The 11,458-nt window shown below is 37.9% G+C and carries 9 protein-coding genes; 5 read left to right on the plus strand and 4 right to left on the minus strand.

Going from position 1 to position 11,458, the window contains the following annotated elements:
- The first annotated feature begins 61 nt into the window (after window positions 1-61).
- A complete protein-coding gene (locus KSP24_RS00915; protein WP_216974237.1) occupies window positions 62-574 on the plus strand; it encodes a stalk domain-containing protein in 513 nt (170 codons plus the stop codon).
- A 589-nt stretch (window positions 575-1,163) separates the two neighbouring features.
- On the opposite strand, the gene KSP24_RS00920 is transcribed toward KSP24_RS00915, so the two are convergent.
- The 4 genes from KSP24_RS00920 to KSP24_RS00935 all read right to left on the minus strand — a co-directional run bounded on the left by KSP24_RS00920 (window position 1,164) and on the right by KSP24_RS00935 (window position 6,196).
- Window positions 1,164-1,589 (minus strand): hypothetical protein, encoded by a 426-nt coding sequence (locus KSP24_RS00920; protein WP_216974238.1) that lies wholly within the window; start codon window positions 1,587-1,589, stop codon window positions 1,164-1,166.
- Between the two features lie 13 nt (window positions 1,590-1,602).
- Entirely contained in the window at window positions 1,603-4,677 is a 3,075-nt protein-coding gene (locus tag KSP24_RS00925; RefSeq protein WP_216974239.1) for an EndoU domain-containing protein, read from the minus strand.
- Between the two features lie 595 nt (window positions 4,678-5,272).
- Entirely contained in the window at window positions 5,273-5,731 is a 459-nt protein-coding gene (locus KSP24_RS00930; protein WP_216974240.1) for an alpha/beta fold hydrolase, read from the minus strand.
- A 96-nt stretch (window positions 5,732-5,827) separates the two neighbouring features.
- Window positions 5,828-6,196, minus strand: coding sequence for a hypothetical protein (locus KSP24_RS00935; protein WP_216974241.1), 369 nt, complete (start codon window positions 6,194-6,196; stop codon window positions 5,828-5,830).
- A 148-nt stretch (window positions 6,197-6,344) separates the two neighbouring features.
- On the opposite strand from KSP24_RS00935, the gene KSP24_RS00940 reads away from it, so the two are divergent.
- The 4 genes from KSP24_RS00940 to KSP24_RS00955 all read left to right on the plus strand — a co-directional run bounded on the left by KSP24_RS00940 (window position 6,345) and on the right by KSP24_RS00955 (window position 11,454).
- On the plus strand, window positions 6,345-6,818 hold the full coding sequence (locus KSP24_RS00940) for a TetR-like C-terminal domain-containing protein (protein ID WP_216974242.1): 474 nt from the start codon (window positions 6,345-6,347) through the stop codon (window positions 6,816-6,818).
- A gap of 339 nt (window positions 6,819-7,157) precedes the next feature.
- On the plus strand, window positions 7,158-8,453 hold the full coding sequence (locus KSP24_RS00945; protein ID WP_216974243.1) for a hypothetical protein: 1,296 nt from the start codon (window positions 7,158-7,160) through the stop codon (window positions 8,451-8,453).
- Between the two features lie 3 nt (window positions 8,454-8,456).
- Window positions 8,457-9,830 carry a hypothetical protein gene (locus tag KSP24_RS00950; RefSeq protein ID WP_216974244.1) on the plus strand — a complete coding sequence of 458 codons (1,374 nt, stop codon included), beginning with the start codon at window positions 8,457-8,459 and terminating at the stop codon, window positions 9,828-9,830.
- A gap of 349 nt (window positions 9,831-10,179) precedes the next feature.
- Window positions 10,180-11,454, plus strand: a complete 1,275-nt coding sequence (locus tag KSP24_RS00955; RefSeq protein WP_216974245.1) for an MBL fold metallo-hydrolase — start codon at window positions 10,180-10,182, stop codon at window positions 11,452-11,454.
- Window positions 11,455-11,458 lie beyond the last annotated feature (4 nt).

Genomic DNA, 11,458 nt, shown 5'->3' on the forward strand with positions numbered 1-11,458 from the left:
GCAGTTAATCTAAAAAATAGCGAAGAGGCTCTGGTTGATGAATGAAGAGAGGTGGTACACTATGTTAAAACGTATAATTTTGCCCTTAGCTTTTATCTTTGTGTTCGTTTCTTCTGTCTCAGTTGAGAGCGCGCATGCGGGATCCAAATTTAGTTATAATGTTGAAGTTTCTGTGAATAACAGCACTTTGACATTAGATCCATTTAGAGAGAAATCCACAAACGAAAATAATAGCATTTTGACGACAGACGTCAGTCCGTATATAGATAGATCCACAAACACAGTGTATGTCCCTATTAAATTCATATCTGAGGGCTTGGGAGAGTCTGTCTCGTGGAACAGACCTAAACAAGAAGTTACAATTAAATCGAAGAATGGTACAATTATACGATTAACCGTGGGTAGCAAAGTTGCATATGTGAACGATGAAGAAAAGATGATGCCAAGTGCTCCCGATATGCCGGAATATCCAAATCGGGTTATGGTTCCTCTTAGATTTGTTTCGGAAGTTCTAGGAGCTACAGTAAATTCAACTACGATCAATGGAACATTACATGTTGATATTAAGAAATAATGCTTGATTGTTTGGGAATGAGTAACAAACCAACTGCTCTTCAAGTGTGGTACACAAGGCTTGAGGAGCAATAATAACAATTAATGCATAGCAGAAAAAGTTTGGAATAGGGGTTCAACTCCCCACGTCTCTATGCTGAAACCCGCTCATTGAGTGGGTTTTTGTTTTTAATTAGAGTAAATGTAGACATGGAATATTTAAGGTACAGAGTTTGGTGAAGCTCGTAGGCATTCTGCTACGTTTAAATCATGTTGTTGATAAAACTGCTGGCGTAATGCTTCGAGAAACCAATCCGGCCAATTTGACATAGTGAATTTCCCTCCCTTAGTCGTTTGAGTGTGTGTATGTTAACTCTGATGGGGAGGGATGGCAAGTCATTGGTTTTGTGTGGAATAAAATTTCATCCCTACTAATAAAACAAGTTGGAATGAGCTTTTGTAAGTTTATCGAGTGCTTGAATCAGTTAGTGTTTGGTTTGTTGGTAAGTATTCGAATTTACTCTAAGAACCTTTTTTCTGCTTGAATCTGTTCAAACGATTCCATTGAAGTATCATCTGCAGTTTTAACCGGATGATTAATGTGTACTGATTCATAGTTGTAATTTATTAAGAAACTCCCTACATATTCTACCTGACATATTATCAATTGATGCCATTTCCCTCAATTTTTCCATAAGTTCATTGTTATTTATTATACAATCTTTATTATTTTCATTAATTAAAAATCTTAAAGAATCGATACCCATTTCAAATAGTTCTTTGTCTGTTGTATCAATAAGTGTTAATATTATATTAATTTCTCTTGGATCATTTTCTTCTTCAAAGCAATATACTACTCTTTTTTGCCACTCTAACGACTTATCCATTATATTTTTTTTAAGAAGTTCCCAATCTAATTCGGAGAAATTCTCCAACAAGTTCATCGCGTCATTTACTCCAACATCATACCAATAATCATCTGAAGCATTCTCTCCAGACATTTCAGTTATTAATTTGTCAAATTGTTCATATTTCATAAATTTGCCTCCACTAATTTATTGGCTCAAATCCTGGCGTTGGTTTACCTCCCACCGGATATCCAGCAGTAATGTTATTGCCTTCTTTAATAACATCTATTTCAACACCATCTACAGTACCGCTATGCAAAGTTGTAGTTGCCCCATCTGATGTACGGCTCCCAACTGCTGGCGTTTCGCTAATTTTTTTTATGGAGCCTATAATTTTCTCATCACTCCATGAATCAGGGAATACTGTGCTTTTTTTAAGCTTTGCTAGAGTTCCATCCGGAAACTGATGATAAAATTGAACAAAGTTAGTTCCATCTGGATTCTCTCTGAGAACTTCTACTGCATAATTAGGATTTTTATTATTTACCACATTAGGTGAATGACCCCCTCTAACTCCATTTTTACCTGGTATTCTCTCTCCCCCTAATATTTTTTGCTCCATCTCTGATGATAAGTAAGATTCACTAGCTTTACCCGTCCCCTCAGTTTTAGGAAGTTTCTCCTTGAGTTTACCTGCTTTTGAAGGCATAACTTCTGATACGTCCTCAATAGGCTCGGATGCATTTTTTGTGGTGATGCTTTTCTGATCTATTCGCTGTTGGATTCTCCTCACATTTTCTCTTGCGAGCCTAGCGTTCTCGAATGCCCCTTCTTTGCTCATTTTGGAGAATTCATTTTTAAGGGCTCTACCTTCACCACCTCGACCGTCAAGTGGCACTGGCTCTGCAAATATGTTTGCATAGCTCATCCATCGTTGTTCTTCCGGTGTGATGCCCTCTTGATTAGATAGAATCAAAAAATCTCCTTGATAGTTTTGTTTCCAGTCATCGTAGTATTTAAAATCTGGATTTCCATTCGCTGTACGAACCACCCCGTCCTCAGCACGGTAGCTTCCTAGCGGAATTTCAGGTCTGCGATTTTCTAATGAAGACCAATAGACATAATCTCTTTGAATTTTCTCATATTCTTCATCTGTAAGCTCTGGTGGCGCAGCTTCTTTTTTCGCTTTAAGGGCTTTAGCTCTAGCTTCTTTTTCTGCTTTAAGAGCAGCTTCAGCCCTAGCTTTTTCTTGTTCTTTATATTCCCTCAGCATTCTATCTTTAACACTTTTAGGTACCTGTTGATAGGCATGAACCATGGTTTTCGATGTTGTCAGCAAGTTTTGGATCAGCTCTAATCGGCTGCCGGAATGTACTATTTGACGTGCGCTTGTATACACTTTCCCCAGAATCCATTTGCTATAGTAGGCATGTCTCGCTTGCTCATGTTCATACTGAGTGATTAACCCTTGTAATGCTAGACCAGCCAAGTGTTTCAACGGATGAATGCCGTTCCCCTTACTGCCTCCAACGGTAGGGGTTCCTTTGCTCCGAACAGGGATCGCTGCGGTTGCTCTCAGAATCACACCTCCTGCAGGTCCACTTAGCGCTCCTGCAACAACGCCAGCCACTTTTCCCATCACTGGAATGGAGCCTAATAGCTTGGACACCGTACCCATCAAGGCATTCGCCTGTTTAAGCTCTGCTGGACTTGTGACTTTTGCTTTAGGGGTAGAGGCTTGGCTGCTCGATGATGTCTTAGCTGCTGATGCAGCTTGTGCGGCCTCATAGGCTTTAATGCTCATCAGTGGCGGCTCAGGCACAGGAGGGAGGTCAGCAACGAAAACAGGTGCTTTTACCGTTCCTTCCTGATAAATCACTGGAGCTTTGGTATCCGTCTCACCATCCAATACCATGCTACTGGCTCCGCCTTTTAAATACAGTGCCATTCCAGCTTCAAGTGAAAGCTCCTGCCCAGCATCGAGCTTCACGTGACCACCCTGAATCAGCACATTCCCGGGACTATCAATTGTAATGCCGTTACTTTCATGCAGTGTAATGGAAAATTCACCGGAGGTGGATAGGTTCAGCTCATGCTCAGACATTTCGACACCGCTACCTTGCATATGTTGCCATACCTTTACATTTGGCTGTCCATTTGTGTGGCGTTGTTGTCGCAGCGAATCCGTTACATAGGCATCCTGTTCGCGGTGAGTAGGCAGATACAATTCCACTTGTTCCCCGATTTCAGGCATATCGTACCAGCCACTATGTTCTTCGGCGACATAACGGGTGGACACCGGAAACCAGCAGGCTTTGGAAGGATCTTGCTTCGGGTCAATGTCCAGTTGAAGCTGTACAAAATCCTGTTTTACCTTGAGCACCGTTCCTGCCAGCGAAATCCCGGTCGCCTGATCGTTGTCATACCGGGCATAGCGAATATCCTGTTCAGCTTGAAGATCATAGCGGGTACGTAGTAAGCCATCTGCTAACTGTGTCACTGCGCGAACCACGACCAGTTCTTTTCCTTGTCCGATGGGTAACGTAATGAGGTCGCCGAGCGCATAGTATTGCAGACATTCAATCATATAGGTGATATACGAGCCAGCACGTTGTTCTCCTAGCTTTTCGGCATCCAGTTCATGAAACGTTTTACGTACTCGATAAAATACATCTCGCTCCACCTTATGCTGTTTGCCTTCAGGCATTCCGAAGAAAACCTTGGGCGAGGCTGCGGTTACTTCTGGCACGAGTACGGAACCAAAGCGAGAAGCGAGACGTTTTAAAAACGCCCAATCGGTCTCCTCATATTGTAAAACAAATGTCTCCAGTTTGGCATGGTTGCTTACCGTATCAATGGCATCTCCGTACTGATATTTCCGAACCAGCGCAGTGACCAAATCATCATAAGTGCGGTGAATATCTTGATAGGAGCGCCTTTTACGCTTAATATCCATCTGATACGAATGGGAAGCGGCCTCCAGTTCAAAGGTATATACTCCACGTGTGCAATTCACAGACATTTGCGTAACGATCCCGTGGAACAGTCCTCTTAGCGATTGTCCCTGATCATTCAACTGACGAATCACAATCGGCTCTTGCTCCATATTTTGACCAATACAAGCCGCTCCCTGTTCTTCGGAGAGCATGCCACTGATGTGTAAATAGGCATGATCGTTGATGGCACGTGTTATTTGAAGTAGTTCAATGTGTAGTGGCTGAAAGGGACCATAAAAGCGTAGGCTTTCATATCCGATCCCATCTGATATTACGCTCAAGTGAGTTCATGACTCCTTTCTAGATGCGATGGGTATTTCCAAGTGAAGCACGTCATCTTGAATTTGCTTCTCATAATAGAAGCCGCAGATTAGGTACAAATTTGAGTCAAGATAGATATGTATGCTCATAAAGGGACGAGAGGGGATATTTAATAAACAACCCAGCATATGTATTTATCGGTTGAAAGAGAGATTTAGTTTACAGAATGACCCATTGGTTGGGGGATTTACTATGTTTATTTTTGGAGAAAGGGGAAATGGGAGAGAGGACGTAGCAAAAACCCCCTTGAGTAGTCATACATATGTGATGTATGTCAAAGGGAGCTCTTGTATAAAATTTATAGTTTGCAGCTTCTAAGACTTAGTCTGTTTGTTCCATCCAATTTAGAATAACATGCAAAGCCAGTCCAATATTACCAATCTGGCAGTGAGTATCAGATGTTTCATGAGGAGTAAACATTCTTGCTGAGAGTGATCGAACATTTGTTAGCGTCAAAATTTGATCTGTAAGCTGATTGATTGGCACGTAATGATCGTTTTGTCCTGCAAGCAGCAAGACGTCCTGAGTTACTAAATGAGAGAATTGATTTGCGTTTTAGGCCTTTGTGCCATTAATGAAGTCATAAGGAGTGTTGCTTCCTGTAACATGCATGCCTTGAGCAAGAGCCCATTCTAGCATTAAACTCTGCTTCATCAATTGAGCTAAGGTATCATTTACGGTTTGCCAATCTCCTTCATCAATCATGGTTTTGAGCTTATTCCGGAAGGAAGGAGGGATTTGATGCGTTAACACTTCAAAAAAATCCGTTAATATATTATAGGCAACTGCTTCTTTAACTCTTGGTTCATAAGCAGCTGCTCTCAAAACAAGATTGCCGCCTAAAGAGAGGCCTATAAGTGTTACATTTTCAACCTTGAAATAGTCAAGCAAACTTTTAACTGGTTTTTCCCATTCATGTGTCATTGGAATATTGTAGGTTTCCAAGACACTGCCTTGTCCTGGACCTTCAAACATAATTACATCATATCCAGCATCTCTGAATACCATAGACATTCGGAAAAGCTCTTCAATATAACTGTCGAAACCTCCAAATAAAACCAAAGTCTTCTTCGGATTTTCTGCCGAAAGGCGATAAGCGGAAAGATAGCCTTATTCATAGGGAATTAAATAGTGCTGTTCATCTGTAATACCATAAGCTTCTTTGGAGAGCTGAATAAACTGATCACGTAAATTTTGTTTGAGTGAATTTGATTGTGGACTAAAAAACTCAGCGCCTCTGAAATAAAAGGCTGCACGTAATCTTGCACCTTTTTTCAAAGACTCGTCTCCAAGTTCTATAAAGCGTTTAATTAATGTTTCATAGTTGTGAGCAGTTTTGCCTACTTCGCGCATTTCTTCAAGTAAGACGTTATCATTGGTCCAGTTATAGAACACATTCATATGGAAGTTGACGCTTGCATCAGGATGCAGCTCATAGAGTCCTACCGGAAAATCATCAGGTTGCCATTTCTTTGTCATATTAAAACTCCTTTCAAATAAGTATGAACACAGCATAATATTCTTGTGTAATAGTCTTCAATCATTGACATATAGGGATTTGTTGCTTATACGACACGAATCTCATATATGATGATTATTATGAATATAGTAGACAGGAGGTATTAAAATGATTCGAAATAAGGACTTACGTATTATAAAAACACAAAAAGTCATTCGGGATGCATTTATTGATTTGCTGCAAAAAACAGCGGACCAAGCGTTAGCTAATATCATAGAACTGGTAGCCCCTGAAACACATATTGTTGATGGAGAACTAGAATATAGCAGCTTCAAAGAAAATATTCGTGGAATTCTTAAAGTTGTGGAAGATGATGCGGTGCTATACAAGGTACTGCTTAACGATCCGCAGATGATAGACATTAATCAAAAGTTTCAGCAAGCCCTCATGGGAAAAATGGATAGCAGCTTCCCGAATCATATCTTAATATCCCGGGATTTATTCTTGGAATGGATGACATCTTTGTATATGTCAGTGATACGATGGTGGCTGAACCAAAACATGAAATATTCATCAAACTTCATCGCTGAAGAATTCATAAAATTATTAGTGATTGGCCCTGTAAAAACGGTTGGTTTTTAGGAGTATAAAGAAATCTTTCAGTATAAACTTGATGAACTATATACGTCTGCCCGTTTTTCTCGGCCATTTTTTCTTCAACTAAAACCTTTTACAGCATTCTATCTTTAACATTTTAGAATCTGTTTATAGGCATTATCTATAGTTTTTGATGGTGTTACCAGCAAGTTTTAATCTAGCTCTAAAGGGTCACCTAAATACGTTATATTACATTTGGACAAAGTGAAAATAATTAACCTACGATTTTTTCTTTTCCTAAGCTGTTGTTATGTGCCAAAAAAAGGAGTACATTCAAATTGAACAAGAAATATTTGTTTTACCAAAATTACAGGAGGCATGAAGATGGATAAGCTTACAAAGGGTACCTGGATTGTAAACACGGTTAAACATCTGGCTGAACTTAAGCAGTATACAACCGAGCTTGCTTTTTATGAGGCAACAGAACAAGCAGGAAAAGCTGGAGCCTTTCTTGGTAGGTTGGTGGCAGATAAACAAGAAATTATACCTATACAGAATGCAAAAGTTTTTGCTCGCCAATCTAGTATTTCACCTGCAGAATTGAATACATATTTGAGCTACTTACGGCAAGCTGAGAAAGTCGATTATTCAGTTGATGCAATGAACAGACCGAAAGAAATTGAAATCTATTGTTTCTCTGGTAAGGAAGCTCTGGAAAGCGTATCAACCATTTATGAGACGCTTGAACCCCAACAAGAAGAGAATGCGAGTTTAATCGGTCTAAATCACACCTTTCATTTACCAAGAACTACAGATGAACTCAAGCAGTATTTGACAACCAGTAATATATCTGAAGAATGTGCTGAAACAACTATCAAGTTACAGCAATCTTTTGGACTAGTTAGAGAGAGTGGTCAGAGTGGTGAAAAAGTACTGTTTAACGAATACTCGTTTAATGGAGATCCACAAAGGGTAGTAAAAGCATTGTCGTCACTGGACAACAATGAACGAGATATGGTAATTGAAATTCAAAATTTGATTTCTGAGACACAGGGTTTTCTAATTGAACATATTCCATCGCATATCCCTACGTATATTGTGGAGATGATGGAAGGAGTGGGGCTTGTTGATGGTATTACTGTACAATCTGCAATAGGATCGGCCACTTTCCTAACAACACCTCAAATTAAAGGTCAAGGTATAGGAAATTTTTCACTGTCTGAGGATGTTTTCCATAAGGCGAAAATACTATTAAGTTGTTTGCGTTTTGGACAAACAAAGTCGACATGGGGGAGAGGGAAAATTTCTACTCTTGACAAGATGATGAATATTCTGAATAAGTTACTCCGTGGACAGTGGGTTGGTCCTGCAACAGCTATAGGTCAGGATTATGCATTATTGGAAATTGATGGTGTAATACAAACAAGACCAGCAAAGCCATATGGTTTTGAAATGAAGTTACGCCAACTTGAGGTGGGGGAACTTGTTCGACAAATGATTACTTACAATAAAGTTGCCCTTGAAGCGGAGGCAAATATTGGAGATCTATTAAAAGATCAGCCAAGTGGCTGTATTATTCCTGAAACAAGGAAAAGCGAGATTTTTGCAAAATCTACAGCTCCAGTAGAAGCCTTGCGAAATAAGTTGCTAACTACTATTCGTACTTCGTCGGGGGTGTAAAGTGTGGTTTATAATAATAAATCTGATCAGAAGGGCTTTGGGTTTGAATATGATGTTTCTAGTATGTTTCAGAGCCAGGGTTACTTAACTAGAAGAGGAGTCCCCTTATCCTATGGCAATGATGCGACTGATATAGATGTTTTGGGAATTGTATTTACTAATCCCTTTCAAGGTCATAAGATAATATGCGATTGCAAAAACAAAACTAGAGCTAAGCCTTTTGAGAGGGTATTTTGGGCAAAAGGTCTTGGTGAATTTGTTAATGCTTCTAATGTATTCGTAGCTCTCAACAAAACACAATGGGAAATTATTCGTTTTGCAGCTTCAGGTGGAGTGAAAGTTCTTACAAGTGATAGTATGAGTGAATACCGAAATAATCAATCTTCTTACGGTTTAGCTGACGGGGAATTTTATACTCACTATGAACAGAAAATAAAGAATGCTGCAAAGTCAAGTTCTCTTTTGAATAATATCATTTTGAATACTAAAAAGTTATATCTTCATAAGAATCCTTACGTTGCTATTAACATATGTATGGAGTTTCTTACTAACATTGCAAAAGGCTTTCAACATGGAGGGAATCATAGCAACGATCATTATGATGCCCTAAAGTATCTCGCATGTGAACTAACAGTTTTAGTTGGGTTACAGATATTGTGGATAAGTTCAGATATACTAGGTCTACCAGAAAAGGCTAGAAGAGAACATATTTCATCAAAGCTTACTTATGGAGAACTAGACCCAGGTACTGCTAGAAATCTAATAAACACTGCCAAAGAACTTGCAAATGAAATAATAAAAACTTCAGTTCCGAAGGCAATGATGCCAAAAGATGTTGACTTTGGAGAGATTGTACCCCCCCCTTACACTTCTAGTCTAATTGGTCTCATTGAAAGAGCATTGGCTCGTCCAAATGCATACTTGTCAATGCCTCAGCATCTCGATTTCTTACTTTTTGAGCAAGGTATAAAGGGTAGGGATTACACAGATGATGAAATTAGGAATTTGTTCGGATATACGTTATCAGATGAAAAATTTAAAGTATCGCGTAATATACTTTCTTTTGTGAGAGAATCTTGTGGATTAGATTGGAAGTCAATGTGGAGTAAAATAGAAAATAACTCAGAATCACCAAAATCTGGGGTTAAGGAGCAAGAAGAGAGTAAACCTAACGAAAGATTAAAAGATGCACTTAAAGAGATAGGATTAGAAGGTTCAAAGTTTGAGAAGCAAGATAAAGAGCCTAAAATGGCAGGGAGTGTTCCTAATGAGACCAATTTAAAGGGCGAAAAATCTGATCATGACGAACAAATAAAACAGAATTATAGCGTTAAAGAAGGTAAGGAAGTTAAGTCTGAAAATGGAAATGGTCAATAATAAAAAATTAACACATTTTTTAACTTGATTTGGATTAAAAGAGGAATATTTAATAATTCCTGTTGTACTTATTTTGTCCGAAAGAATTGGCAGCCCCTGTCGAATAACACTCACAGGGGATTTTTTTGTTTATGTTTTGATTTTGCTATTATCCAGATTTTTTAATGATTAATAGAAAGTTTCTTACGTGAAATATAGAAAGAAGCTTACATAGTGCTTAATTTTATCTATTGAAACATAATGTAATACAATTTTCGACATTTTTTTCAGTCAAACTGAGTTATTATTTATATAGGACTTAATTACTGAGTCAAATGTCATGAATATTTTAAAAAGGAAGAGAAAATATATGTTAGAGGTAAAAATGTTTCCTGCATCGTATGGTGATAGTTTTCTTATTTCTTGTAGAGGGAAAGCAATTAATCATATTTTAGTGGATATGGGCTTTGCTACTACCTATGAAAAGTTTATTAGTGAGGAGCTTCAGAAAATAAAAGCAGAGGGTATATCTTTGTTAATTTTTACTCATGTAGATGAAGATCATATTCTAGGCGGAGTTAGATTCTTTAAGAAAAACGGTCATTCTGATAATCCAAATTCAATTGACATAAGAGAAATTTGGTATAACAGTTTTCGACACTTACAGTTTAATAAGATTCAAACTAAAGGGGAACTCTCTATTAACAGTGGAATGAAAAACATTCTTTCCATAGGATATCCACGGGAAATAGGAGTAAGAGAAGTAGCAGATATAGGATATAAGCAAGGCTCAACTTTGGGATCACTAATACTACAAAATGGTTATGAGAACAAGTGGAATACTAGCTTTAATCATAAAGCTGTAGTAGTTGATGAAAACGAGATCAAGGTAAACTATACGAATGAAGAATTATCAATAACTTTATTATCTCCTAATATTGAAAATCTTCAATTGCTTTCTAATAAATGGGCTGAGAAATTATCATCACTCGGTTATCAAGATAAAGTTAATAGTGATCAGACATTGGACGATGCTTTCGAATTTTATATGTCGAATATCCAAATGGAACAAAAACAGAGAAAGGTCCAAGATATAAATTCTACTAGATACACATTGGAAGAAATAGCACAACAGTCTTTTGAACCAGATAGAGCAGAAGTGAACGGAAGTTCTATTGCATTTATATTGGAGTTCAACTCTAAGAAACTGCTTTTCTTAGGAGATTGTCATTCGGAAATTATTGAAAATAATTTAAAAAAATTATTGAATCAGAGAAAAGAAGAGAAAATGTGGTTTGATATGGTTAAAGTTTCTCATCACGGAAGTAAACACAATACTAGTGTTAGTATGTTAGAACTGATACATTCCAATAAATATATTTTTTCAACAAACGGTAAAGGCAAGAACTTTAGTCATCCTGATATTGAAACGATCTATAGAATAATATCGACTGACAACACCCCTGATAAGGAGCTAATTTTCAACTATAAACCTTTCAGGATTTTAAATAAATTTAATGTTCCAAATTTGATGGAAAAGTATAGCTACAGTATTCATTACACCAATGATTTGGCAAACACATTGGATGATGTTCCTACAATAATTTCATTTCAAAAAAACGAAAAAGTTAAGGAGGAAGTTTAGCATA

This window comes from Paenibacillus sp. AK121 (assembly GCF_019042715.1).
In the GTDB taxonomy this organism is placed as follows: Bacteria; Bacillota; Bacilli; order Paenibacillales; family Paenibacillaceae; genus Paenibacillus; species Paenibacillus polymyxa_C.

What these genes read in the sequence shown, in the direction of transcription:
- KSP24_RS00920 (WP_216974238.1), bottom strand. Translation starts at nt 1,589, where the DNA reads ATGAAATATGAACAATTTGACAAATTAATAACTGAAATGTCTGGAGAG.
- KSP24_RS00955 (WP_216974245.1), top strand. Translation starts at nt 10,180, where the DNA reads ATGTTAGAGGTAAAAATGTTTCCTGCATCGTATGGTGATAGTTTTCTT.
- KSP24_RS00930 (WP_216974240.1), bottom strand. Translation starts at nt 5,731, where the DNA reads ATGTCTATGGTATTCAGAGATGCTGGATATGATGTAATTATGTTTGAA.
- KSP24_RS00935 (WP_216974241.1), bottom strand. Translation starts at nt 6,196, where the DNA reads ATGACAAAGAAATGGCAACCTGATGATTTTCCGGTAGGACTCTATGAG.
- KSP24_RS00940 (WP_216974242.1), top strand. Translation starts at nt 6,345, where the DNA reads ATGATTCGAAATAAGGACTTACGTATTATAAAAACACAAAAAGTCATT.
- KSP24_RS00915 (WP_216974237.1), top strand. Translation starts at nt 62, where the DNA reads ATGTTAAAACGTATAATTTTGCCCTTAGCTTTTATCTTTGTGTTCGTT.
- KSP24_RS00945 (WP_216974243.1), top strand. Translation starts at nt 7,158, where the DNA reads ATGGATAAGCTTACAAAGGGTACCTGGATTGTAAACACGGTTAAACAT.